The organism is Streptomyces sp. NPDC031474 (assembly GCF_055581185.1).
This window is the reverse complement of record NZ_JBVIJX010000007.1, coordinates 345,960-370,538: the sequence shown is the minus strand read 5'-3', so window position 1 is coordinate 370,538 and position 24,579 is coordinate 345,960. Positions and strand designations below refer to the sequence as shown.

The following is a 24,579-nucleotide window of genomic DNA, read 5'->3' as shown; positions in this document are numbered from 1 at the left end:
GCTCACGCCTCCTTCGTCTCGACGGGGCCGGCGGCAGGACCGGCGGGACGGCGGGTGCGGCGAATCGGCGGGTGGGCGCCGAGGCTCTTCGGGTCGAGCCCGGACCACTTGTGGCCGTTCGCGAAGAACTTGCGGCGGGCGATGAGCGTCATCAGCGGCTTGGTGAAGAAGAAGACCACGACCACGTCGAGGACGGTGGTCAGACCCAGCGTGAACGCGAAGCCCTGGACCTTGCCGACGGTGACGATGAAGAGCACGGCGGCGGCGAGGAACGACACGAAGTCGGAGACCAGGATGGTGCGCCGGGCGCGCGGCCAGGCCCGCTCGACGGCGGGACGCAGGGTGCGGCCCTCACGGATCTCGTCCCGGACGCGTTCGAAGTACACGATGAACGAGTCCGCTGTGATGCCGATGGCGACGATGGCGCCACAGACGGCCGGGAGGTTCAGCGCGAAGCCGATCGCCGGGCCGAGCAGGGACATGAGGACGTAGGTGAGAGCTGCGGAGACCAGCAGCGAGGCGAGCGCGACGAGCGCGAGACCCCGGTAGTACGCCACCAGGTAGATGACGACCAGGGCGAGGCCGATGGCGCCGGCGAGCAGACCGGCGTGCAGCTGGTCACCGCCGAGCGCCGCGGTCACCGTGGTCACGCTCTGCTCCTTGAAGGAGAGCGGAAGCGCACCGTAGGACAGCATGTTGGCGAGGCCCTGGGCCTCCTGCTGCTGGAAGCTGCCGGAGATCTGGGCCTGGCCGCCGGTGATCGCGTTCTGCACGAACGGGCTGGAGACGACGTCGCCGTCGAGCACGATGGCGAACTCGTTCTGCGGCTGGGTGTTCTGTGCGAGCTGCCCGGTGATGGTGGCGAACTTCTTGGAACCCTTGGACGTGAAGTCCATGGTGACCTGCCAGCCGGCGGCGCCCTGCGTGTCGAAGACGGCCTGGGCCTTCTTGACGTCGGTGCCGTCGACGGCGGCCGGGCCGAGGAGGTACTTGTACCAGACCTTGTCGATCTCACCGCAGGCCACGGTCGGGTCGCCGGGCTTGACGCCTTCGCCGGTCTTGGTGCGGGCCGCCTTGTCGGAGCAGTTCAGGGCCGCGTACTTGGCCTGGAGCGCGGCGTCCTGGGGCGTGGTGGCGCCGCCGCTCGCGGGGGCCGACGGGCTGGGGGAGGCGCTCGCCTTGGTGCCGGCGGAGGCCGACGGGGTGGCGTCCGCCTTCAGCGCGTCGGTGACGGCGCGGCCCTGCGAGGTGGCTGTGGCCGACGGGGACGTCGAGGAGGTCGCCTTCTCGCCGGTGCCGGAGGCGGTCGCCGAAGGGCTCGGCGACGAGCTCGGCGAGGCGCCGGCCGAGCCGCTCGCGGTGGTGCTCGGGGACGCGCTCGGTGCGGGGGTGGCGGCGGAGCCGGTGGCCTCCTGGGCCAGGACCGGACGGAAGTACAGCTTGGCGGTGGTGCCGACCTGCTGGCGGGCTTCGTCGGAGTTGGTGCCCTTGGGGATGTTCACGATGATGTTGCGCTCGCCCTGGGTCTGCACCTCCGCCTCGGAGACGCCCAGCCCGTTGACACGGCGGTTCATGATCTCGACCGCGGTGTTCATGTTGGACTTGTTGATCGTGGATCCCGGTTCGGGCTTCGCCTCCAGCGTGATGCTGGTACCGCCGGCAAGGTCGATGCCGAGACGCGGAGTGGTGTGACCGGAGGCGAACATGCCTCCGGTGAGCCCCGCGATGGCGATCAGGATCAGGGCCAGCGAGCGCCCTGGCTTGCTCTGGGCACTCGCGCTCCGGCCCTTCTTAGGTGCTGCCACCTTCTCGTACTCCCTCTCGGGCCGCCTCGCGCCGGGTCAGCGCGGCGGCGGCCATGACATGGTGTCGGGATCCCCTGGCGAGATGCGCGCGCCCCGGCACGGACGGGTGCGACCCGTGTACGCGCCGGGGACGTGGCTACTTCTTCGCGTCGGAGTCGCCGTCGGTCTTCTTCGGCTCTTCGTCGGCCTCGGCGGCCTTCTCCTCGGCCGCTTCGGGCTCGTCCTTCTTACCGAGGTCGACGGGCTTGTCGTCGGAGGCGGCGGCAGCTTCGTCGGCGGGCTCGTCGGTCTCGGTGAGGGAGGAGGCGTCGTCCGGGACGATGTCGGAGTCGGACTTCAGGTCGTGCTCGACGCCGTGGACGATGCGGTTGTACTCGTCGTCGGTCAGGACGGCGCCGATCGCGTTCTTCGCGAAGAGCAGTTCCACGCCCGGCCCCGCATCGAGGAGGATCGTGTCGTCGTTGACCTCCTTGACCGTCGCGTACATGCCCCCGATGGTGCGGACACCACTGCCGGGCTGCAAATCGTTACGCATGTTGGCGGCCTGTTGCTGCTTCTTCTTGGCCGACCGGGTCATCAGGAACATGGCCCCGATGAGCACGATGAACGGGAGGAGGGTCACAGGACTCACGGGACGGAACTTCCTTCAAACGACCGCGATGGTTTGAGCGGCCTGATGGATGGGGGTTGTGTGCTGCCGACAACTGCGGCATCGGCGGAGTCTAAGCGAGTCCGCATGCATGGAACAACGCTCAGCATGGCACCTGGGTTCCTGACCCGGCCAATGCCCCCGCCGTAGCCCTGCGTCTCACGGACCGAACAGGTCCTGTTGTCCACTTCCCTGGGCCGGGGGGCGGGGCGGGGTGAGGCCGAGGTGCGTCCACGCGGCCGGGGTCGCCACCCGCCCGCGCGGTGTACGCGCCAGTAGCCCCTCCCGCACGAGGAAGGGTTCGGCGACCTCCTCCACGGTTTCTCGCTCCTCCCCCACCGCGACGGCGAGGGTGGACAGGCCGACCGGGCCGCCGCCGAACAGTTTGAGCAGGGCCTTCAGGACCGCGCGGTCCAGCCGGTCCAGACCGCGGCCGTCCACCTCGTAGACCTTCAGGGCAGCCTCCGCGATCTCGCGGGTGATGATCCCGTCGGCCTTGACCTGCGCGTAGTCGCGGACGCGGCGCAGCAGACGGTTGGCGATCCGGGGGGTGCCGCGGGAGCGGCCGGCGATCTCGGCGGCGCCGTCGGTGTCGATCTCGACATCGAGGAGGTTCGCGGAGCGGTGGATGACGCGCTCCAGTTCGGCCGGCTCGTAGAACTCCATGTGCGCGGTGAAGCCGAAGCGGTCGCGCAGCGGGGGCGGCAGCAGGCCCGCGCGCGTGGTGGCGCCGACCAGGGTGAAGGGGGGCAGTTCGAGGGGGATGGCGGTGGCGCCGGGGCCCTTGCCGACGATGACGTCGACGCGGAAGTCCTCCATCGCCATGTAGAGCATCTCCTCGGCGGGCCGCGACATGCGGTGGATCTCGTCGAGGAAGAGGACCTCGCCCTCCTGGAGGGAGGAGAGGATCGCGGCGAGGTCGCCTGCGTGCTGGATGGCGGGGCCGGAGGTGATGCGGATCGGGGCGCCCATCTCGGCGGCGATGATCATCGAGAGGGTGGTCTTGCCGAGGCCGGGGGCGCCGGAGAGCAGCACGTGGTCGGCGGTCGCGCCACGCGCGCGTGCGGCGCGCAGGACCAGGTCGAGCTGTTCGCGGACCTTCTCCTGGCCGATGAACTCGCCCAGGTCCTTGGGGCGCAGGGCGGCCTCGACGGCCTGGTCCTCACCGTCGGCGACAGAGCCCACCAGCCGGTCCGCGGCGGGGCCGACGAGCTGCTCGGGGGCACTCTCGTCGGTCGTGTCGTCCCAGTTCACTGCTGTTCTCCTAGCGGGCGCGGTTCAGGGTCTGCAGGGCGGCCCTCAGCAGGTGGCCCACCTGCGGCGCGCCGTCGGCGGCCTCGGCCTGCGGGGTCACGGCGAGGACCGCCTCGTCGGCCTCGCGGGTGGCGTACCCGAGGCCGATCAGGGCGGCGTGCAGCTGGTCGCGCCAGCCGCTGGTGACCGGCGCGCCGACCGCGGGGGCGCCCACCGGCGCGCCCAGCCGGTCCTTGAACTCCAGCAGCAGCTTCTGCGCGCCCTTCTTGCCGATGCCCGGGACCGCCATGAGCGCCTTCTCGTCCCCCGCGGCCACCGCTCGGCGCAGGGCGTCCGGGGTGTGCACCGCCAGCATGGCCTGGGCCAGCCTGGGGCCGACCCCGCTCGCGGTCTGCAGCAGCTCGAAGACCTGGCGTTCGTCGTCGTCCACGAAGCCGTACAGGGTCAGCGAGTCCTCCCGTACGACGAGGGAGGTGGCGAGCTTGGCCGGCCGGCCGAGCCGGAGGGTGGACAGCGTGTTCGGGGTGCACTGGACGGCCATGCCCACACCGCCCACCTCGACCACCGCGAGGTCGGGAGCGAGTGCGGCGACCGTGCCGCTGACGAAGGCGATCATGCCGTACGGCCTTTCGATGTCATCGGTGCTTTGGCTGCGTGCAGGGCGACGGCCTGCTGAAGTCGGTTCTGCGCGGGGGCGCGCCAGATGTGGCAGATGGCGAGCGCGAGGGCGTCGGCGGCGTCGGCCGGCTTGGGCGGGGCGTCGAGCCGGAGCAGACGCGTGACCATGGCACCGACCTGTGCCTTGTCCGCGCGCCCGCTGCCGGTGACGGCGGCCTTGACCTCGCTGGGGGTGTGCAGGGCGACGGGGATGCCGCGGCGGGCGGCGCACAGCATGGCGACGGCGCTGGCCTGGGCGGTGCCCATGACCGTGCGCATGTTGTGCTGGCTGAACACCCTCTCCACGGCGACGAATTCGGGCCGGTACTTCTCCAGCCAGCTTTCGATGCCCTGCTCCACGGCGACCAGGCGCTGCCCCAACTCGGCGTCCGCGGGCGTGCGGACGACACCGACGCCGAGCATGGTGAGCGGCCGGCCCGCGACCCCCTCGACGACACCGACACCGCACCGCGTCAGTCCGGGGTCCACCCCGAGTACGCGCACGCCCCCACCCTTTCGCAGCTGAAGATCTCCGATGGTCGCCAGGCTATCCGCCGGCACTGACAACGACGTCGGGCCGGTAGGACGTGTCCCCACCGGCCCGACGGATCCGCTCAGTTCGCGGCAGCCCTACGCGTCGACCTTCTCCATGACCTCGTCGCTGACGTCGAAGTTGGCGAAGACGTTCTGGACGTCGTCGCTGTCCTCGAGTGCGTCGATCAGCTTGAAGATCTTCTTCGCGCCCTCCTCGTCCAGCTCGACCTGCATGGTCGGGACGAAGTTGGCCTCGGCGGAGTCGTAGTCGACGTCGGCCTCCTGGAGGGCGGTGCGGACCGCGACCAGGTCGGTGGCCTCGCTGATGACCTCGAAGGACTCACCGAGGTCGTTGACCTCCTCGGCGCCCGCGTCGAGGACCGCGCCGAGCACGTCGTCCTCGGTCAGCTCGCCCTTGGGGACGATGACGACGCCCTTGCGGTTGAAGAGGTAGGACACCGAGCCCGGGTCGGCCATGGAGCCGCCGTTGCGGGTCATGGCGACGCGGACGTCGGAGGCGGCGCGGTTGCGGTTGTCGGTGAGGCACTCGATGAGCACCGCGACGCCGTTGGGGCCGTAACCCTCGTACATGATCGTCTCGTAGTCGGCGCCGCCGGCCTCGAGACCGCCGCCGCGCTTGACCGCGGAGTCGATGTTCTTGTTCGGAACCGACTGCTTCTTCGCCTTCTGGATGGCGTCGTAGAGCGTCGGGTTGCCCTCGATGTCGACGCCGCCCATCCGGGCCGCGACCTCGATGTTCTTGATCAGCTTCGCGAAGAGCTTGCCGCGTTTGGCATCGATCACGGCCTTCTTGTGCTTCGTCGTAGCCCATTTAGAGTGGCCGGACATCTGCCTGTCTCCTTCGCGTAACCCATCGATGAACGAACCCCAGAGATCCTACAAGGACTCCGCCGCGCGGTTCGCGCGCACCATGTCGACGAACAGGGCGTGCACGCGGTGGTCGCCGGTCAGCTCCGGGTGGAACGACGTGGCGAGCACGTTGCCCTGACGGACCGCGACAATGTGACCCTCGTGCTCGGCGAGCACCTCGGTCCTGGCGCCCACGGACTCGACCCAGGGGGCGCGGATGAAGACGCCCTCCACAGGATCGCCCGTGATGCCGCGCACGTCGAGTGCGGCCTCGAAAGACTCGTTCTGGCGGCCGAAGGCGTTGCGCCGCACGATCATGTCGATGCCGCCGATGGTCTCCTGGCCCGAGCGCGGGTCGAGGATCTTGTCGGCGAGCATGATCATGCCGGCGCAGGTGCCGTAGACGGGCATGCCGTTCCGCACGCGCGCGCGTAGGGGCTCCATCACACCGAAGAGGACGGCCAGCTTGGAGATGGTGGTGGACTCCCCGCCGGGGATGACGAGACCGTCGACCTCGGCGAGTTCCTCAGGGCGCCTGACCGGCCTGGCCACGGCGTCGGCCGCGGCCAGGGCGATGAGGTGCTCCCGTACGTCGCCCTGGAGGGCCAGGACGCCTATGACAGGGGCTTCGTTGCTCATGGGGGCGATTACCAGCCGCGGTTGGCGTAGCGCTCGGCCTCGGGCAGGGTGTCGCAGTTGATGCCGACCATGGCCTCGCCCAGGTTGCGGGAGGCGTCCGCGATGATCTTCGGGTCGTCGTAGAAGGTGGTGGCCTTCACGATGGCGGCGGCGCGCTTGGCCGGGTCGCCGGACTTGAAGATGCCGGAGCCGACGAAGACGCCCTCGGCGCCGAGCTGGCGCATCAGCGCGGCGTCGGCCGGGGTGGCGACACCGCCGGCGGAGAACAGCACCACCGGGAGCTTGCCGAGCTCGGCGACCTCCTTGACCAGCTCGTAGGGGGCGCGCAGGTCCTTTGCGGCGGCGTACAGCTCGTTGTTGTCGTAGCCGCGCAGGCGGGCGATCTCGTTCTTGATCTGGCGCAGGTGGCGGACGGCCTCGACGACGTTGCCGGTGCCGGCCTCGCCCTTGGAGCGGATCATCGCGGCGCCCTCGGCGATGCGGCGCAGGGCCTCGCCCAGGTTGGTGGCGCCACAGACGAAGGGGGTCGTGAAGGCCCACTTGTCGGAGTGGTTGACCTCGTCGGCCGGGGTGAGGACCTCGGACTCGTCGATGTAGTCGACGCCGAGGGACTGCAGCACCTGCGCCTCGACGAAGTGGCCGATGCGGGACTTGGCCATCACCGGGATGGACACGGCCTCGATGATGCCCTCGATCATGTCCGGGTCGGACATCCGGGCCACGCCGCCGTCCTTGCGGATGTCGGCCGGGACCCGCTCCAGCGCCATGACGGCGACGGCGCCCGCATCCTCGGCGATCTTCGCCTGCTCCGGCGTGACGACGTCCATGATCACGCCGCCCTTGAGCTGCTCGGCCATCCCGCGCTTCACGCGCGCGGTGCCGGTCTCGGGGGTCTGGTTTTCGGAGATCGTGCTGGACACGGGGTGACCTCACTCGTTGAAAAGAGGATTTCTGCACCACCGAGGAAACGCGAATGGACCAGTCCACAGCAAGGGCCAATGAACAGCCGGTGGATCCTTTTCGCTGCTCTCGCCGAACCCGGCGCTCACCTGGCCGGTGTTCTCCCGGTCCGGGTCAGCTCGCGCGGTCGGACAGGGCCGGCGGGGGTTCGTCGTCCATTTCGAAGGCCATCGGGAACGGGGCGTGGCCGGCCAGGCGGAACCAGCGGACCTTGCGGTGTTCGCGGAGGCGGCGGACCGCGCCCACCGCGTCGTTGTGGAAGCGGCGGGCCATGGGAACCCGGCGGACGGCCTCCGCCAGCTCGCGGGCCGCCGCGTCTCCCCCGGGCGCCTCGCGTACGACGTCCAGTTGCCGCGCGTCCGCGAAGACGGCCCGCAGGGCCTGGCTGAGCTCGCTCTCGGCGACCTCCCGCTGCTCCTCCTCGGCCTGGCGTGCGGCGTGCGCGGCCTCGTACAGGACGATCGAGGCGGCCGGGTCCAGGACCTTGGAGGTGGCCAGTTCCTGGGCCACGGAGGCCCGGCGCAGCAGTTGCGCGTCCAGCGCGGCGCGGGCTGCGTCGATACGGGCGTGCAGCCGGTCCAGCCGCCCCGCCGTCCAGCTCAGGTAGAGCCCGACGGCGACGAGGACGACCAGGGTCCAGATCAGGGTTGCGGTCACGGGCCGCAAGGCTACCGGGGCGCGCTACGGCGCCGGGGCAGCGGTCAGTCCCGCGCCAGCCCGAGCCGGGCCCGCAGGCCGGCTGTTCCCGCCGCTCCCCGGTCGTCGTCGGCCGCCACCGCCGCCGCGCCGGCCGTCACCGTCTCGTACACGGACAGGATGTCCGCGCCGACGGTCGACCAGTCGAAGCGCCGGACATGGGCACTGCCCCGTTCCCGCAGTCCGGCCCGCCGGGCGGGGTCGCCCAGCAGCCGTACCGCCGCCTCGGCCAGCGCGTCCGCGTCCTCGTTGGGAAACAGCTCGCCCGCCGCCCCCTGGTCGAGGACCTGGGCGAAGGCGTCGAGGTCGGAGGCGAGCACGGGAGCGCCCGCCGACATGGCCTCGACGAGGATGATGCCGAAGCTCTCGCCGCCGGTGTTGGGCGCCACGTACAGATCGACGCTGCGCAGGAACCGTGCCTTGTCCTCGTCGCTGACCATGCCGAGGAACTCCACGCGCGCGTGCAGCTCCTCGGGGAGGCCGGCCACCGCCTCCTCCTCGTCGCCGCGGCCCGCGACCAGCAGGCGGGCGGCCGGCCGCTCGGCGAAGATCCTCGGCAGGGCCTTGATCAGCACCGGCAGCCCCTTGCGGGGCTCGTCGATGCGCCCCACGAAGCCGATCGTGTCGCCCTGCCAGGCGGGGTTGGGCTCGGCCCGGGCGAAGAAGTCGACGTCGACGCCGTTGGGGATGACCACGGCGTCCCCGCCGAGGTGCTCCACCAGGGTGCGCCGGGCGTACTCGCTGACCGCGATCCGCGCGCTGATCTTCTCCAGGGCGGCCTGGAGGATCGAGTACGCGGCGATCATGGCGCGCGAGCGGGGGTTGGACGTGTGGAAGGTGGCCACTATCGGTCCGGACGCCGCCCAGCAGGTCAGCAGGCCGAGCGACGGCGAGGTCGGCTCATGGATGTGCACGACGTCGAACCCGCCGTCGTGCAGCCAGCGCCGCACGCGCGCGGCGGACAGGAAGCCGAAGTTGAGCCGGGCCACCGAGCCGTTGTACGGCACCGGGACCGCGCGGCCGGCCGAGACGACGTACGGCGGCAGCGGGGTGTCGTCGTCGGCGGGGGCCAGGACGGACACCTCGTGACCGAGCCGGATGAAGTACTCGGCGAGGTCGCGGATGTGGAACTGGACGCCGCCCGGGACGTCCCAGGAGTACGGGCAGACGATGCCGATTCTCAACGGAGGTCCCCGTCCGACGGGCGGGGTTCCAGGTCCGCGAGCCACAAACGCTGGAGCATGTGCCAGTCCTCCGGGTGGTCGGCGATGCCGGTGGCGAAGGCGTCTGCCAGCGCCTGTGTCATGACAGACGTCTTCTCGGCCCGCGTACCTGTCTCGGGTACCTCGATCGGGGGATGCACGCGCCCCTGCATGACGGGCGAGTCGTCGTACCAGAGGGTGACGGGCAGCAGCAGCGCGCCGGTCTGCTGGGCGAGCAGGGCCGGTCCGGCGGGCATCCGGGTCCGGTCCCCGAAGAAGTCCACCTCGACGCCGGAGGCGGACAGGTCGCGCTCGGCGACCAGACAGACCAGGCCGCCGTCGCGCAGCCGCCGGGCCAGCGTGCCGAAGGCGGCGCCGCCGGTGTGCGGCAGCACCTCCATGCCGAGGCCCTCCCGGTAGGCGACGAACCGGTCGTACAGCGTCTCCGGCTTGAGGCGTTCGGCGACCGTGGTGAACGGCGTCTCCAACTTGGTGGTGACCCAGGCGCCGGCCAGGTCCCAGTTGCCCATGTGCGGCAGCGCGAGGACGACGCCCCGGTCGGAGGCGATGCCGTCGGTCAGGTAGTGCACGTCCTTGGGGTCGAAGCCGCCGCGGACGCGCTCCGCGCTCCAGGCCGGCAGCCGGAAGGACTCCATCCAGTAGCGCAGATAGGAGCGCATGCCCGCGCGCGAGAGCTCGGCGAGGCGCTCGGGGCTCGCGTCCGGCACCACGCGCGCGTAGTTGCTCTCCAGCCGCTGCACGCCCTTGCCGCGCCGCTTCCACGCGACGTCGGCGACGGTGCGCCCGAGACGCACGGCGACGGGCTCGGGGAGCTTCTTGACGGTGCTCCAGCCAAGGCCGTACAGCGCGTCGGTCAGGCGCTCCTGGGCGCTCACTTCGCGGCCTCGCTCCCCCGGGCCTCGTGTCCCCGGGCCTCGTGTCCCTGGCCCTCCTGCGCCGCGGCGGCCTCCGCCTCGGCCGACTCCCGCCGCACCGTGACCACCCGCTGGATCAGCGTGACCAGGCTGCCGGCGGCGACGATCCACAGCGCGATCGGCAGCAGCACCTGGATGCCGGGCACGCCGAACGTGTGCAGCCCCGCCAGACCGGCCGCGACCAGGGAGATCACGAGCCGTTCCGCGCGCTCCACGAGCCCGTTGACGGCGACCGGCAGCCCGATCGACTCGCCGCGCGCCTTCGTGTACGACACCACCTGGCCGCTGGTCAGACAGAAGATCGACACGGCGCACAGGACGTTGTCGTCGCCGTTGCCCGCGTACCAGAGCGCGAAGCCGCCGAAGATCGCGCCGTCGGCGACCCGGTCCAGCGTGGAGTCCAGGAAGGCCCCCCAGCGGCTGGTGCGGCCCAGCTGGCGCGCCATGTTGCCGTCGACGAGGTCGGAGAAGACGAAGAGCGTGATGACGATCGTGCCCCAGAAGAACTCCCCCCGCGGGAAGAAGACCAGCGCGCCCGCCATCACTCCGGCGGTGCCGAGGAGCGTGACCGTGTCCGGGCTCACGCCCCGGCGGATGAGAAACGCGGCGAACGGTGTGAGGACACGCGTGAAGAATGCACGCGCGTACTTGTTCAGCATGGCCTTCCCGAGGGTTCGGTGTGGCCGCGCGGCCCCTGCTGGCCACCGGCTGGCCCATCGTAGCCACGCGCGCGTGTGTGCGACGGTCGGGCACCCGGACCCCCGTGTCACAGGCACCCCGCGGCACGGGCCGACGGCATCGGGGTCACGGCCGGGTCGCGTCCGCCGTATGGACGCGCGGTGACGGGAGTGGAAAGCTCGAAGGACCGCGGGCGTCGCCGGAGCCGCCATCGCACGCGGGGCCGTGGTGCCCGCGCCCCAGTGACCTCACCGTGCACGGGAGGCAAGGAAATGGGCGACAAGGCAAACGCACACCCCGGAGCCGCCGGCAGGGCTACAGCGGCCGACCACCCCGCGTCCGTACGGAATGTGGTGCTGGTCGGCCACTCCGGATCCGGCAAGACGACCTTGGTGGAAGCACTCGCGCTCACGGCGGGAGCGGTCAACCGCGCGGGCCGTGTGGAGGACGGCACCGCCGTCTCCGACTACGACGAGATCGAGCACCGGCAGCAGCGCTCGGTGCAGCTCTCCCTGGTGCCCGTCGAATGGGACGGCATCAAGATCAACCTTCTCGACACCCCCGGATACGCCGACTTCGTCGGGGAACTCAGGGCCGGTCTGCGCGCAGCGGACGCGGCCCTCTTCGTCGTCTCGGCGTCGGACGGCGTGGACGGCTCGACCCGCATGGTGTGGGACGAGTGCGCGGCCGTCGGCATGCCCCGCGCGATCGTGGTCACGCACCTGGAGGCCGCCCGCGCGGACTTCGAGGAGATGACCCGCACGTGCGCGGAGGCCTTCGGCGGCGACGATCCGGACGCGGTGCTGCCGCTGTATCTGCCGCTGCGCGGACCCGAGGGCCCGGACGGGCACGCGTCCGTGACCGGGCTGACCGGGCTGCTGTCCCAGAAACTGTTCGACTACTCCTCCGGCGAACGCAAGGAGGCCGAGCCGGGCGAGGACCAGCTGCCGGGCCTCGAGGAGGCCCGCAACCGGCTGATCGAGGGGATCATCGCCGAGAGCGAGGACGAGACCCTCATGGACCGCTACCTCGGCGGCGAGCAGATCGACGTCAAGACGCTCATCGAGGACCTGGAGCGGGCCGTCGCGCGCGGCACGTTCTTCCCCGTCCTGGCGGCCACCCCCGCCGCCGACGGCGCCCGCCAGGGTCTCGGCACGGTCGAGCTGCTGGAGCTGGTCACCAGGGGCTTCCCGACGCCCCTGGAGCGCGAGGCGCCGCGCGTGACGACCGTCGACGGCGCCCCGCGCGAGCTGAAGCGCTGCGATCCGGACGGGCCGCTCGTCGCGGAGGTCGTGAAGACCTCCTCCGACCCCTACGTCGGCCGCGTCTCCCTCGTGCGCGTCTTCTCCGGCACCCTGCACCCCGACGAGACCGTCCACGTCTCCGGGCACGGCCTGGCCGACCGCGGGCACGAGGACCACGACGTGGACGAACGCATCGGCGCGCTGTCCGCGCCGTTCGGAAAGCAGCAGCGGGTCCTGACGCACGCCATCGCGGGCGACCTCGCGTGCGTGGCGAAACTCGGCCGCGCGGAGACCGGCGACACGCTCTCCGCCAAGGACGACCCGCTCTTGATGGAGCCCTGGCAGATGCCCGACCCGCTGCTTCCGCTCGCCATCCAGGCGCACAGCAAGGCCGACGAGGACAAGCTCTCCCAGGGTCTGGGCCGGCTGGTCGCCGAGGACCCGACGATGCGCCTGGAGCAGAACCAGCACACCCACCAGGTGGTCCTGTGGTGCCTCGGCGAGGCCCACTCGGACGTCGCCCTGGAGCGACTGCGCTCCCGCTACGGCGTCCAGGTCGACGTCGTCCCGCACAAGGTCTCCCTGCGGGAGACGTTCGCGGCGAAGTCCGCCGGGCGCGGACGGCATGTGAAGCAGTCCGGCGGGCACGGCCAGTACGCGATCTGCGAGATCGAGGTGGAACCGCTGCCGGGCGGCTCGGGCATCGAGTTCGTGGACAAGGTCGTCGGCGGCGCGGTGCCGCGCCAGTTCATCCCGTCCGTCGAGAAGGGCGTACGGGCCCAGGCTGCGAAGGGGCTGGCGGCCGGGCATCCGCTGGTCGACGTCCGGATCACGCTGCTCGACGGCAAGGCGCACTCGGTGGACTCCTCCGACGCCGCGTTCCAGACGGCCGGCGCGCTCGCCCTGCGGGAGGCGGCCGCCGACGCCCGGATCCATCTCCTCGAGCCGGTGGCCGAGGTGACCGTCCTGGTCGGCGACGCCTATGTGGGCGCCGTGATGAGCGACCTGTCGGGGCGGCGCGGCCGGGTGCTGGGCACGGAACAGACCAGCGGCGGGCGCACGCTCGTACGGGCCGAGGTCCCCGAGATCGAGATCGGCCGGTACGCCGTCGATCTGCGTTCCCTCTCGCACGGCACGGCCCGCTTCCACCGCGCCTATGCCCGGCACGAGCCGATGCCGCCGCAGGTGGCCGAGAAGCTGCGCCAACAGGCGCAGGACAGCTGACGGTTGGGGCTGGTCCCCACTCAAGTGACGCGTGTGGAAGATGATCCTCCACATCGGCGGGCGGCTTCGGTCGTCCGCCGACGCATGTCAGTGGCTGGGGCTACCCTGATGACCTGATCAACAGGTGTGCGGAGTACGGAAGTCGGGAAAGCCGCAGGAGCGGGACGGCGGCGAGTGGGGGCGGGAATGACCGTGGAGGACTTCTTCGGGCCACAGGTGCCCCGGGCGGGCGGCGCGGGCGGTGCCCCGACGTTCGCACTGGCTTCGGCGGCCTACCGGGACACCCCGATGGAGGAGATCAAGAAGGCCGACAACGAGTGGCACCAGTCGACGGTCAAGGACGGCCGGAAGTGGGCGAAGATCTTCCGCCCCAACTTCGGTGAGGCGTACTCGCAGGCGGTCATCGACCGCATGCTGGGCGTCGGCCGCGCGCCGCTCATCCAGTCCTTCGGCAGCGAGCCCCAGGTCGTCGTCGAGCACTGCCTCGCGGCCAACCGCATCCGCCGGGAGCGGGACACCAAGCTGACCGCCCTGATGCTGCTGTGCGGAGTGCTCTTCCTGCCCGGCCTGCTGGTCTGGCTGCTCGTCTTCCAGCTCCGCGCCACCATGGGCAGGACGGACAACAAGCGGATATCCGGGCTCGGCACCGGCCTGCTGGTCGCCGTCGGCGCCCTCGCCGTGATCTTCCTGGTCCGGATGCCGTTCACCGGCTTGGCCGGGTGGTACGCGCGCGGGTGCATCGTGGCCCCCGTGGCCGGCTGGTTCCTGGCCAAGCGGGTCTGCGAGAGCACCGCGAAGGACCTGCGCGAGGCCTGGGACGGCCTGCTCTCGGGCGGCACCGTCGGGGCGAAGGTCCCCGAGGCGGTGCCGACCAGTCCCGACCAGGCCGCGGCCGAGCAGCTGCGGCAGTCCCTGGCCAGGCTCAGCGCCGAACAGCAGTCCAACTCGGTCTTCTACGCCGGTCCCAAGGGCATCCTCGGCATGGGCACCCGCTGGGGCTCCTGGCACCTCGCGGAGGAGTTGGCGCCGCTCGACCCCGTCAAGGGCATCCACGAGTTCCGCAGCTGGACCGTGGTCCGGGCGATCCACGACGAGCTGAGTGTGCTGCACCGGCAGAGTCTGAAGACCGGCGGCTTCCCGGAGCCCCAGGTACGGCACTGGATCGTCACGCATGTGGGCGAGGGCGCCAAGGAGGTGTCCAGGCCCGAAGGGACCGACGTCGAGGCCTACCAGGTCAAGCCCAGGGCCGTGGAGGACATCTGCAACAACCAGCAGTTCGACAGCGGCGACCGCCACTACCTGGGCGTGCAGTGGCCGCACCTGTGGAACGGCAATCTGATCCTGACCCTGATGATCACCGTCACGGTGCTCAAGGAGACCCTGCGCATCGAGGTCACCGGGCATGCCCTGGGGCCGGTCAACGGACTGTTCAGCGCCAAGCCGACGGCGCCCACCAAGGAGGTCGCCAAGACCGTCCGCTTCTGGGAGACCCGGAAGGTCAAGCTGCCGCTGGTCACCGCCGACGAGGTCGTCCGGCTCGCCGCGCGCGCCACGATCAGCTGGTATCCGCCCGTGCTGAAGTGGCTCGGCGGCTCCATAGGCCTGCCCGAGCCCTTCGGCCTGCGGCATGCCTGGGCGGACCAGCCCTGGAGGCACCGCTTCATGGCCGACGACGCGCTGCGCGCGGCGACGCCGGTGCTGCGCGCGGTGCACAGGGCGACGCTGAGGGTGCTCCGCGAGCATGACGTGGACGTGGACAAGTTCAGCTCGCGGGCGGCTGCCCTGAGCGGGGCGGTCCAGGAGGTGTCTCCGAAGAAGGCGGACACCTACGACGCGTAGGCCTCCGGCGGTTGGGCCGGGTTTTCGTGCGGGTGGGCTGGGGGGCCGTACCTGGGGGCCGTGCCCCCAGACCCCCTCCGCCCTTGAGGGGCCTCGTCCTCAAACGCCGGACGGGCTGTTAGAGCCGGCCTCGTCCTCAGACGCCGGACGGGCTGCTGGAAGCAGCTGTCGGCCAGGCCTCTGCCAGCATTTTCCTCGTGTCCGCGAGGAGTTGCGGCAGCACGCGCGTGTGGCCGACCACCGGCATGAAGTTGGTGTCGCCGCCCCAGCGGGGCACGATGTGCTGGTGGAGGTGAGCGGCGATGCCGGCGCCCGCGACGGTCCCCTGGTTCATGCCGATGTTGAAACCGTGCGCGCCGGACGCGGTGCGCAGGGCCGTCATCGCCTGCTTGGTCAGCTCGGCGAGCTCCGCGGTCTCGGGCACCGTCAGATCGGTGTAGTCGGCCACGTGCCGGTAGGGGACGGTCATCAGGTGGCCGCCGTTGTACGGGTAGAGGTTCAGCACCGCGTACACATGCTCACCGCGCCGGACGATCAGCCCGTCCTCGTCGGACTTCGCCGGGATCGAGCAGAACGGGCAGCCGTCCTCGGCCCCCGGGCCGGTCGGCTTGTTCTCGCCCTGGATGTACGCCATCCGGTGGGGCGTCCACAGGCGCTGGAACGCGTCCTGCGTCCCCACTCCGATCTGCTGCTCCGGCTCACTCGTCATGCAAGGCAGCATATGGCTTCGCCCGTTCGCGGCGTGTCGCCGGGGTTCCGCGAAAAGCCACGCGGGCCAAGCTGGGCCGATGGACGAAGACAGCCGTCAGACCCGCTGGGCGCAGCGCGTCGAGATCCCCCTCGCCTTCGCCTCACTGGTGTTCCTCGCCATGTACGCCGTCCTGGTCCTCGCCCAGGGCCTGCCGACAGCGTGGCGGGACGTGTGCACGGCCGTGATGTGCCTCGCCTGGTCGATGTTCGTGGTCGACTACGCGGTGCGCTGGCGGATCAGCGGACAGCGACTGCGCTTCGTCCCCGCGCACAAGCTGGACACCGTGGTCGTCGTCCTGCCGCTGCTGCGCCCGCTGCGGGTGGTCAGGCTGTACGAGGCCGTCCAGCGCCGGCGCGGTGAACCCCGGCTGTCGCTGTACGCGCGCGTGATCGCCTATGCCGGGGTGACGACGGTCCTGCTCGGCTTCGCGTGCTCGCTCGCCGTCTACGACCAGGAGCGGGGGGCGCCGGGCACCCAGATGCACACCTTCGGGGACGCCCTGTGGTGGGCGTGCGCAACGCTGACCACGGTCGGCTACGGCGATGTCGTCCCGGTCACGACCGGTGGCCGGGCGATCGCGGTGGGCCTGATGGCGTGCGGGCTGGCGCTGCTGGGCGCGGTGACGGGCTCGTTCTCGTCGTGGCTGGTGCAGGTGTTCTCGCTGGAGGGCGAACGCCGCGACGGCGAAGGGCCTCCGAGGAGCTGAATCTCCCCGGAGGCCCTTCGTAACGCCGGATCGCACCGGATCGCACCGAACCGGATCGCACCGAACCGGATCGCACCGGATCGCACCGGATCAGGAGGGATCAGACCTGCGTCCGCTCCTCGACGACCTTCGCGATCTTCGCGATGGCCTCGTCGAAGGGGATGCCGTTCTCCTGCGAGCCGTCGCGGTAGCGGAAGGACACCGAGCCGGCCGACATGTCCTCGTCGCCCGCGATGACCATGAAGGGCACCTTCTGCTTCTGGGCGTTGCGGATCTTCTTCTGCATACGGTCGGAGGAGGAGTCGACCTCCACCCGCAGCCCCTGCTTCTTCGCGGCCGCGGCGAACTTCTCCAGATACTCCACGTGCCCGTCGCCGATCGGGATGCCGATCGCCTGGACCGGGGCCAGCCACGCCGGGAAGGCGCCCGCGTAGTGCTCCAGGAGCACCGCGAAGAACCGCTCGATGGAGCCGAACAACGCGCGGTGGATCATGACCGGGCGCTGCTTGGCGCCGTCCGGTCCCGTGTACTCCAGGTCGAAGCGCTCGGGCAGGTTGAAGTCGAGCTGGATGGTCGACATCTGCCAGGTGCGGCCGATGGCGTCCTTGGTCTGGACGGAGATCTTCGGCCCGTAGAAGGCGGCGCCGCCCGGGTCGGGAACGAGCGGGAGGCCCTGCTTCTCGGCGACCTGGCGCAGCGTCTCGGTCGCCTCCTCCCAGGCCTCGTCGGTGCCGACGAACTTCTCCGGGTCCTTGGTGGACAGCTCCAGGTAGAAGTCGGTCAGGCCGTAGTCGCGCAGCAGGTTCAGGACGAAGGTGAGCGTCTTGTCGAGCTCCTCCGACATCTGCTCGCGGGTGCAGTAGATGTGCGCGTCGTCCTGCGTGAAGCCACGCGCGCGCGTGAGGCCGTGCACGACGCCCGACTTCTCGTACCGGTACACGGTCCCGAACTCGAAGAGGCGCAGCGGCAGTTCACGGTAGGAGCGGCCGCGCGCATCGAAGATCAGGTTGTGCATCGGGCAGTTCATGGGCTTGAGGTAGTAGTCCACGCCCTCGTCGAGCTGCATGGGCGGGTACATGCCGTCGGCGTACCAGTCCAGGTGGCCGGACGTCTCGAAGAGCTTCCCCTTCGTCGCGTGCGGGGTGTAGACGAACTCGTAGCCCTCCTCCTCGTGCCGGCGGCGCGAGTAGTCCTCCATGACCCGGCGGATGATGCCGCCCTTGGGGTGGAAGACGGCGAGGCCGGAGCCGATCTGCTCCGGGATGGAGAACAGGTCGAGCTCGGAGCCGAGCTTGCGGTGGTCGCGCTTCTCGGCCTCGGCGAGGAAGTCCAGGTGTGCCTTCAGCTCCTCCTTGGAGGGCCAGGCGGTGCCGTAGATGCGCTGGAGCATGGGGTTCTTCTCGCTGCCGCGCCAGTAGGCGGCCGCGTTGCGCATCAGCTTGAACGCCGGGATGTTGCGGGTGGTGGGCAGGTGGGGACCGCGGCAGAGGTCCTTCCAGCACAGGTCGCCGGTCCTGGCGTCGAGGTTGTCGTAGATGGTCAGCTCGCCGGAGCCGACCTCGACGTCCGCGCCGTCGTCGCTGGAGGCCGAGCCCTTGAGGCCGATCAGCTCCAGCTTGTAGGGCTCGTCGGCGAGCTCCTCGCGGGCGGCCTCGTCGGTGACCACACGACGCGCGAACTTCTGCCCGCGCTTCTGGATCTCCTGCATCTTCTTCTCGACGGCCTTGAGGTCCTCGGGCGTGAACGGCTTCTCGACGTCGAAGTCGTAGTAGAAGCCGTCCTTGACCGGCGGGCCGATGCCCAGCTTGGCCTCGGGGAAGAGCTCCTGCACGGCCTGGGCCATCACGTGCGCGGTGGAGTGGCGCAGGATGTTGAGGCCGTCCTGGGAGGAGATCTCCACGCCCTCGACCTCCTCGCCGTCGGCGAGCACGTACGACAGGTCCCTGAGCTCGCCGGCCACGCGCGCGGCGATGATCGAGCGCTCGCCGGCGAAGAGGTCGGCGGCCGTGGTGCCCGTCGTCACCGTGCGCTCTTCCCGCTCGGAATCGCGTTGGATGATCACACGGACGTCTGACACCGGTCTCTCCTGACTGAAGGTGGGTGCGGCGCCATACCGTGAGCGCGCGCAATAGGGGATCGTACCGACCCGCACCCGCCGACCGCTAAACGGTTACCCTCAGTCCTCGCCCCCGCACGCCTCCTCGAAGAAGTCCAGGTTCTCCTGCAGGGACTTCATCAGCCGGTCACGCTCGGCCTCCTCCACCTGTACGGGGACGACTCCGCTCGCGCCGGTGAGCCTGCGGAACCCGCCCCTGCTCTCCAGCCGGCCCTGCACCCGTACCGGCAGTCCGACGAGGTGGGCCTGTCCGGCGATGCGGTAGTCCTCCTCGTCGAGGGTGAGGCGGACGTGCGGGATCTCGGCGCCGGCCAGCACCCGCAGCCGGATGCTGCCCTCGCCGCGCGGCCCCGACCTGCGCATCCGGACCACGGTGCCGGTGACCCGCACGGGCACGGAGGGCTCCTCGCGCAGATAGCGGGCGCCGGCCTCACGCAGCACGGACAGGTCGCCGGGTGAGAACTCGACCGGCTCGTCGCTCGCGGCGCAGTCCTCGGGGACTCCGGCGGCGGGCGACCACTCGACGGCGATCCGGGCGCCCTCGGCGCCCCGCACGAGGGCGATGAGCGCCTCGGTGAGCTCGCGGCTGGCGCCGGCCTCCACGGCGCCGTCGAAGGCGTCCATGCCGCCGGTGGCCCGTTGGTAGTCGATGGCCTCGCGGACGGCGTACAGGGCCTGGTGGAGGCGGACGGCGAGGGGGCGGGCGCCCGCGACGGGCGCGAAGGCCGTCAGGCTGCGTCCACCGGCCGCGGAGCCGACGAGGACGCTCTCCAGGGTCGCGAGGGCCGCGCGCCGGTGTCGGGCGCCGTAGTAGCCCGCACGCGCGCGCGTGGCGAGCGCCCCGGCGAGCAGCATCTGGCGGGCCGCCCCGCGCAGTTGTTCCTCGACGGTCCAGGACGCGGCCCCGGCGGGTCCGCTCGGCGCGTCCCGCCACCAGCGGATCTCGTCGCTCGGCACGGCGAGCCCGACGAGCACCTCGCGCGCGGAGGGGGTGCCGCTGCGGGAGAGCGCGAGGAGCGCCTCGCCGAGCAGGTCCTCGCTGTCGGGGAAGGCACGGCTCTCGGGCACGAGCAGGCTGGTCCCCCCGCCGCCCGGGCCGGGCGGGGTCCAGCGGCCGTAGCGTCCGGCGGCGCCGCCGCGCCGCTGCCAGCCGTGCCGGCGCAGCAGGGCGCCCAGGACGGCCGGGTCGACCTCGCCGGGCTGCGGGGACTGGTCCCAGTGGGGCTCGGGGTGCGGTCGTACGGGCCGCAGCGGCTCGTCGAGGGGGCGGTGGATCATGGTCTGCCTCCCGTCCCGGCCCGCGTCATGATCTCGCACAGCGCCCGGTCGTCGAAGATGCGTGTGGTCGGTATCCGCACGGTGGTCCGGGTCCGGCCGGTGATCGGGTGGCCGGCGAGATTGACCCAGTAGCAGCAGTGCCGCAGGTCGAGTCGGTCGTGGCTGGCGCGCAGCCAGTCGTCCTGGGATCTGGGCACGAGCATCACGACGAGGATCTTGTGCACCGAGACCGGGCTGCGGGCGAGCTTGCGCAGGTGGTCGTTGTCGAGTGTGAAGGAGAAGAAGCGGCCCGGCGGGTTGGGCCGCACCTGGTAGGTGGCCTTGAGCTGCACCTTGATGGTGACCTCGTCGTCGACGGTGTGTCCGGGCGCGCTGTGGCTGACATGCCAGTCGATGCCGTTGTCCGGGAACGGCTGGGACAGCGAGCACCCCGCGGCCGCCGCGACCGCGTGCAGATAGCCCACCTGCAGCGTCTCCATGCACGCGGTGGTGGCGAGGGTGCCGCGATGAAGCCCCGCGTGTTCGGGCAGCAGCCCGCCCCGCTCGGGCTGCGCTATCGCCATGACCAACAGCCTTCCACGCAAAGCCAGTCCCCGTGACGGGCCGCTGAACTGCAAAGACCCGTAACCGTGTTGTGTCCGTCCGGCGTACGGCGCAAACAGCCCGGGTATCACCAAACAGGCAGAAGACGGTGCGTCAGCTGCCGTGGGTGAACGAGGGGTTGGGTAGGTATGACGTACTGGTACGAGGGGCCGCTGGCCGCTTTTGACACGGAGACGACGGGCGTCGACGTGGAGACCGACCGGATCGTGTCGGCCGCCCTCGTCGTCCAGGACGCGCCGGGGGTGCGGCCGCGGGTGAGCCGCTGGCTGGTGAACCCGGGCGTGCCGGTGCCGGCCGGGGCGACGGAGGTGCACGGGCTGACGGACGAACATCTGCAGCGCAACGGCCGCTGGCCGTCGCCGGTGATGTTCGAGATAGCCGAGCTGCTCGCGGAACAGGCCGCCGCGGCACGCCCGTTGGTGGTGATGAACGCGCCGTTCGACCTGACGCTGCTCGATCGTGAGCTGCGCAGGCACCGCGCCTCGGCGCTGGACCACTGGCTGGAGGCGGCGCCGCTGCGGGTGCTGGACCCCCGGGTCCTGGACAAGCACCTGGACCGCTACCGCAAGGGCCGACGCACGCTCACCGACCTGTGCGCGCACTACGGCGTGACGCTGTCCGAGGCGCACGACGCGGCGGCGGACGCGCTGGCCGCGCTGGAGGTGGTCCGGGCGCTCGGCCGACGGTTCGCGACGCGTCTGGAGCGGCTGACCCCGGCCGATCTGCACGCCCTGCAGACGGCCTGGCACGCGGCTCAGGCGCGGGGGCTCCAGGCCTGGTTCGCGCGCAGCGGGACTCCGGAGACGGTGGACACGTCGTGGCCCCTGCGCCCGGAACTGCCGGCGGCGGCCTGAGGCGTGGGCGGACACGAAAAAGCCGGCCCGCGGCTTGCGGACCGGCCTCTCCCGGTGGGCGATACTGGGTTCGAACCAGTGACCTCTTCGGTGTGAACGAAGCGCTCTCCCACTGAGCTAATCGCCCGGGAACGCACTGAACCATACAGGTCCCCCCGCGCTTCCTTCAAACCGCTTGCAGGTGGGCCCTGAGGCCGCGCCGCCCGGACCGCATCATCAGCCGGTGGTTCAGGCGGAACACCGGCCGTCCGGGGACGGCGAACCGGCGCAGCAGCGGCTTGTTCACCTGGACCACCTGGTCGTAGCGGGCGAGGGTGCCGGAGCCGTGGGCGGTGAGGGTCCAGCGCGCCCAGCCTTCGAGGTCGCCCGTCATCGCGATCTCCAGCACGCCTGCGGCCGGATCGCGCCGCACCTCACGTGCGGTGAAGGTCAGGTCGTACGGGAGGAGGGAGCGGATGCGGACGACGCCGCTCGTGTCGTCGACCCGGTTCACCTCGCGCACCTGGGGCCACCAGCGCGGGTAGTCCTCGGCCTGCTCCAGGGTGTCGTACACGCGGGCGGGGGGTGCGGGCAGGGCCCACAGGGTGCGGAAGCGGTACCGGGTCCAGTCCATGGGCCGAGTGTGCCCGCGCGGGCGTCCGGGCGGGGGCATTTGAGTACGTTCTGAGTATGTGCGCTCATGTCGTCGCACGTGACGCGGACCACACTCCGGAACATGACGCATTTTCCGCCTCCGGCCGAGGAGCTGCGCCTCCTCGACACCGAGCTACAGCAACTGGACGCCCGCCGGGCCCAGTTGCTGGCCCGCCGCGCCTGGCTGGTCGCCGCGCTTCAGCAGGCGGTACGGCAGGCCCCGCCGGTGTGGCCGAGCCGGCCGACGCCGGTGCCTTTGGCGCCGTCCACCCGTCCCGAGACGACCGGGCCCGGCGTGCAGAACGTCCTTCTGCTGCTCGGTGGCCTCCTGCTCACCATCGCGGCGATGGTGTTCACGCTGGTCAGCTGGGGTCATCTGGGCATCGTGGGCCGGTCCCTGGTGCTGGGCGCGGTCACGCTGGCGGTGCTCGGGGCGCCGGTGGCGCTGCTGCGGCGGGGGCTGCGGTCGACGGCCGAGTCGGTCGCGGGTCTCGGTCTCGCGCTGACGGTGCTGGACGCGTACGCCTTGTACGAGGTGGCGTTCACGGCTGCGGACGGTACGACGTACGCGGCCGCCGCGTCGACGGCGCTGGCGGTGCTGTGGGCCGCGTACGGCACGGCGCTCGCCGCGCTGCCGGGCTCGGCCACGGTACGACTCCCCCGCCCGGCAGCCCTGACGGTCGCTCAACTCCCGCTGCTGCTTTGGACGATCGCGGTCGGCGGTGGGGCGTACACGGTCACGGCAGCGGTGCTGTCGACGGCGGCCTTCGACGTGGTGGTCGCGCTGCGGGCTGCCGACCGTCCGGTGCGGCTCGTCGCCGTGGTGTGCGCGTTCGGCACGGGCGGCTGGGGTGTGCTCGCGGCCGGCCTGCTCTCCGTGAACGCGGCCGGTCCGGGCGCCGCCGCCCGTGCGGCGGCGCTCCTCGCCCTCGCGGCGGCGATCGCCCTGGGCGCGGCCCGGTTCCGCCCGGAGCTCGCGACGGGGACGGCCGCGGCCGGCGCCCTGTGCATGGTCGTCGGCATCGGCGGTGTCCTGCGGGTCCTGGTGCCCGGCGACTGGACGGTACCGGCGTATCTGGCATGCGGGATCGCCCTGTTGGCCGCCGCGCGGGGTCAGGAGGCGGTGCGCCGGGGCGTCGTCCGGGCCTCCGGCGCCGTCCAGGCGGGTGCGGTGCTGTGGGCGGTGCCGGCCGTCGCCGTCACACTGCTCGGTCCGGCGGCATGGCTCCGGCACCCGTGGTCCGGGGTTCCGGGCGACGCCCGCGCCGCGGCGACGCTGGACGCCTTCTGGCCGCCGTACGCCGTCACGGCTCCCCTGATCCTCGTCGCCGTGGCCGCGGTGCTGGCGACGACGGTCCGTAACGAGGAGTGGCGCCCGCAGGCGCTGACCGCCGCGCTGGCCCTGACCTGGGCCGGGGTCCTCGTCACCCCGACGGCGCTGCAACTCCCCTACGTGGTCGGCCTGTCGGTGCAGGGGCTGGCGACGGTGGCGCTCCTGGTGCCGGTGTCGCGGGCGGCCACCGGGCTCGCCCTGGCCACCTCCCTCGGCCTCGCCTTCCTCTCCCTGGCCACCGAACCGGCCACCCTGACCGTTCTCGCCGCGCTGACCGTGGTGTGCGCGACGGCGGCCCGGCGTGAGCGCCTGGCGCCGGTGTCGGCGGCCGCCGCTCTCGGCTACGCCACGGCCCTGGCCTGCGCCATCGGTGCCTCGGCCGGCTGGCGGCCGGAGCACATCGCGCTGCTGGTGCTGGTGGTTCCGGTGGCGGCGGCCCTGGTCGCACCCCGGATCGGCGACCCCGCGACGACGGTCGCGGTCGAGGCGACCGGGGCCGCGGCGGGTCTGGTCGCGATCGGCCTGGCGGTCTTCGACCTGCCGCTGCTCGCTCTGGTGCTGTCCCTGTGCGCGGTGATCGCCGCGGGCACGGCGCTGCGCCCGGATCGCCGCACTGTCGGATATGCGGCCGTCGCCCTCTTCGTGCTGGCCGCGTGGGTGCGCCTGGCGGCCTGGCGCGTCGGGGTCCCGGAGGCGTACACCCTGCCGGTGACGGCGCCGGCGCTGCTCGTCGGAGCCCTGCGCCGGCGCCGGGACCCGGCCGCATCGTCCTGGACGGCGTACGGCCCCGGCCTCACCGCCACGCTCCTGCCGAGCCTCGCCGCGGCCTGGGGCGACCCCGAGTGGATCCGCCCCCTGCTGCTGGGCACGGCCGCACTGCTGCTCACCCTGGTGGGCGCCCGGCGCCGGCTGCAGGCGCCGCTCGTGCTCGGCGGCTCGGTGCTCACCCTGGACACGCTGCACGAGCTCGCCCCGTATCTCGTCCAGGTGACCGACGCGCTCCCCCGCTGGGTGCCTCCCGCCCTCGCCGGACTGCTGCTGCTCGCACTCGGGGCGACGTACGAGCAGCGGCTGCGGAACGTCCGCAAGGCACGGGATGTCCTGGGGAGGATGAACTGA

The 24,579-nt window shown here is 71.6% G+C and carries 21 protein-coding genes, 1 tRNA gene and 1 pseudogene; 5 read left to right on the top strand and 18 right to left on the bottom strand.

Going from position 1 to position 24,579, the window contains the following annotated elements:
* Positions 1 to 2: 2 nt before the first annotated feature.
* The 12 genes and pseudogenes from secD to pgsA all read right to left on the bottom strand — a co-directional run bounded on the left by secD (position 3) and on the right by pgsA (position 10,918).
* Positions 3 to 1,805 (bottom strand): protein translocase subunit SecD, encoded by a 1,803-nt coding sequence (gene secD / locus ACZ5SK_RS16910; RefSeq protein ID WP_334583244.1) that lies wholly within the window; start codon positions 1,803 to 1,805, stop codon positions 3 to 5.
* A gap of 136 nt (positions 1,806 to 1,941) precedes the next feature.
* On the bottom strand, positions 1,942 to 2,436 hold the full coding sequence (gene yajC / locus ACZ5SK_RS16905; protein ID WP_334583245.1) for a preprotein translocase subunit YajC: 495 nt from the start codon (positions 2,434 to 2,436) through the stop codon (positions 1,942 to 1,944).
* A 177-nt stretch (positions 2,437 to 2,613) separates the two neighbouring features.
* Positions 2,614 to 3,708, bottom strand: a complete 1,095-nt coding sequence (gene ruvB, locus ACZ5SK_RS16900; RefSeq protein ID WP_361701634.1) for a Holliday junction branch migration DNA helicase RuvB — start codon at positions 3,706 to 3,708, stop codon at positions 2,614 to 2,616.
* A 10-nt stretch (positions 3,709 to 3,718) separates the two neighbouring features.
* Positions 3,719 to 4,324 carry a Holliday junction branch migration protein RuvA gene (ruvA, locus tag ACZ5SK_RS16895; protein WP_361701636.1) on the bottom strand — a complete coding sequence of 202 codons (606 nt, stop codon included), beginning with the start codon at positions 4,322 to 4,324 and terminating at the stop codon, positions 3,719 to 3,721.
* Positions 4,321 to 4,869, bottom strand: a complete 549-nt coding sequence (gene ruvC / locus ACZ5SK_RS16890; RefSeq protein WP_468576228.1) for a crossover junction endodeoxyribonuclease RuvC — start codon at positions 4,867 to 4,869, stop codon at positions 4,321 to 4,323. The genes ruvA and ruvC overlap by 4 nt, the downstream gene beginning before the upstream one ends.
* Positions 4,870 to 4,995: 126 nt before the next feature.
* Positions 4,996 to 5,748 carry a YebC/PmpR family DNA-binding transcriptional regulator gene (locus tag ACZ5SK_RS16885; RefSeq protein WP_334583249.1) on the bottom strand — a complete coding sequence of 251 codons (753 nt, stop codon included), beginning with the start codon at positions 5,746 to 5,748 and terminating at the stop codon, positions 4,996 to 4,998.
* A 48-nt stretch (positions 5,749 to 5,796) separates the two neighbouring features.
* Complete coding sequence (pdxT, locus tag ACZ5SK_RS16880; RefSeq protein WP_334583250.1) at positions 5,797 to 6,408, bottom strand: pyridoxal 5'-phosphate synthase glutaminase subunit PdxT; 612 nt, start codon at positions 6,406 to 6,408, stop codon at positions 5,797 to 5,799.
* An 8-nt stretch (positions 6,409 to 6,416) separates the two neighbouring features.
* On the bottom strand, positions 6,417 to 7,328 hold the full coding sequence (pdxS, locus tag ACZ5SK_RS16875; protein ID WP_079663494.1) for a pyridoxal 5'-phosphate synthase lyase subunit PdxS: 912 nt from the start codon (positions 7,326 to 7,328) through the stop codon (positions 6,417 to 6,419).
* 154 nt (positions 7,329 to 7,482) lie between these two features.
* Positions 7,483 to 8,025 (bottom strand): LemA family protein, encoded by a 543-nt coding sequence (locus ACZ5SK_RS16870; RefSeq protein ID WP_334583251.1) that lies wholly within the window; start codon positions 8,023 to 8,025, stop codon positions 7,483 to 7,485.
* Between the two features lie 44 nt (positions 8,026 to 8,069).
* Positions 8,070 to 9,248, bottom strand: coding sequence for a glycosyltransferase family 4 protein (locus ACZ5SK_RS16865; protein WP_334583252.1), 1,179 nt, complete (start codon positions 9,246 to 9,248; stop codon positions 8,070 to 8,072).
* Positions 9,245 to 10,162: a phosphatidylinositol mannoside acyltransferase gene (locus ACZ5SK_RS16860; RefSeq protein WP_334583253.1), complete on the bottom strand. Its 918-nt coding sequence runs from the start codon at positions 10,160 to 10,162 to the stop codon at positions 9,245 to 9,247. The genes ACZ5SK_RS16865 and ACZ5SK_RS16860 overlap by 4 nt, the downstream gene beginning before the upstream one ends.
* Positions 10,159 to 10,918: pseudogene (gene pgsA / locus ACZ5SK_RS16855) on the bottom strand (phosphatidylinositol phosphate synthase). Before pgsA ends, ACZ5SK_RS16860 begins: the two are co-directional and overlap by 4 nt.
* A gap of 233 nt (positions 10,919 to 11,151) precedes the next feature.
* Between pgsA and ACZ5SK_RS16850 the strand changes: the two are divergent.
* Both ACZ5SK_RS16850 and ACZ5SK_RS16845 read left to right on the top strand, forming a co-directional pair.
* Positions 11,152 to 13,347, top strand: a complete 2,196-nt coding sequence (locus ACZ5SK_RS16850) for an elongation factor G-like protein EF-G2 (protein WP_334583254.1) — start codon at positions 11,152 to 11,154, stop codon at positions 13,345 to 13,347.
* A 186-nt stretch (positions 13,348 to 13,533) separates the two neighbouring features.
* The gene (locus ACZ5SK_RS16845; RefSeq protein ID WP_334583255.1) at positions 13,534 to 15,186 is read left to right on the top strand and encodes a hypothetical protein; all 1,653 of its coding nucleotides are present in this window, start codon (positions 13,534 to 13,536) and stop codon (positions 15,184 to 15,186) included.
* Between the two features lie 136 nt (positions 15,187 to 15,322).
* Here the strand turns inward: ACZ5SK_RS16845 and ACZ5SK_RS16840 are convergent, their stop codons facing one another.
* Positions 15,323 to 15,907, bottom strand: coding sequence for an HIT family protein (locus ACZ5SK_RS16840; RefSeq protein WP_334583256.1), 585 nt, complete (start codon positions 15,905 to 15,907; stop codon positions 15,323 to 15,325).
* 67 nt (positions 15,908 to 15,974) lie between these two features.
* On the opposite strand from ACZ5SK_RS16840, the gene ACZ5SK_RS16835 reads away from it, so the two are divergent.
* Positions 15,975 to 16,643, top strand: coding sequence for a potassium channel family protein (locus tag ACZ5SK_RS16835; RefSeq protein WP_334583257.1), 669 nt, complete (start codon positions 15,975 to 15,977; stop codon positions 16,641 to 16,643).
* A gap of 100 nt (positions 16,644 to 16,743) precedes the next feature.
* Here ACZ5SK_RS16835 and thrS read toward each other — a convergent pair whose 3' ends face one another.
* The 3 genes from thrS to ACZ5SK_RS16820 form a co-directional block, all read right to left on the bottom strand.
* Positions 16,744 to 18,720 carry a threonine--tRNA ligase gene (gene thrS / locus ACZ5SK_RS16830; RefSeq protein ID WP_457493944.1) on the bottom strand — a complete coding sequence of 659 codons (1,977 nt, stop codon included), beginning with the start codon at positions 18,718 to 18,720 and terminating at the stop codon, positions 16,744 to 16,746.
* A 99-nt stretch (positions 18,721 to 18,819) separates the two neighbouring features.
* Entirely contained in the window at positions 18,820 to 20,037 is a 1,218-nt protein-coding gene (locus tag ACZ5SK_RS16825; protein ID WP_334583259.1) for a hypothetical protein, read from the bottom strand.
* Positions 20,034 to 20,600: a DUF4365 domain-containing protein gene (locus ACZ5SK_RS16820; protein WP_319334893.1), complete on the bottom strand. Its 567-nt coding sequence runs from the start codon at positions 20,598 to 20,600 to the stop codon at positions 20,034 to 20,036. The genes ACZ5SK_RS16825 and ACZ5SK_RS16820 overlap by 4 nt, the downstream gene beginning before the upstream one ends.
* Positions 20,601 to 20,768: 168 nt before the next feature.
* On the opposite strand from ACZ5SK_RS16820, the gene ACZ5SK_RS16815 reads away from it, so the two are divergent.
* Positions 20,769 to 21,494, top strand: coding sequence for a 3'-5' exonuclease (locus ACZ5SK_RS16815; RefSeq protein WP_319671173.1), 726 nt, complete (start codon positions 20,769 to 20,771; stop codon positions 21,492 to 21,494).
* A 55-nt stretch (positions 21,495 to 21,549) separates the two neighbouring features.
* Here ACZ5SK_RS16815 and ACZ5SK_RS16810 read toward each other — a convergent pair.
* Positions 21,550 to 21,621: transfer RNA gene (locus ACZ5SK_RS16810), tRNA-Val, on the bottom strand.
* Positions 21,622 to 21,660: 39 nt separating this feature from the next.
* Positions 21,661 to 22,107, bottom strand: coding sequence for an SRPBCC family protein (locus tag ACZ5SK_RS16805; protein WP_334583260.1), 447 nt, complete (start codon positions 22,105 to 22,107; stop codon positions 21,661 to 21,663).
* Between the two features lie 66 nt (positions 22,108 to 22,173).
* On the opposite strand from ACZ5SK_RS16805, the gene ACZ5SK_RS16800 reads away from it, so the two are divergent.
* Positions 22,174 to 24,579 carry an SCO7613 C-terminal domain-containing membrane protein gene (locus ACZ5SK_RS16800; protein WP_361701646.1) on the top strand — a complete coding sequence of 802 codons (2,406 nt, stop codon included), beginning with the start codon at positions 22,174 to 22,176 and terminating at the stop codon, positions 24,577 to 24,579.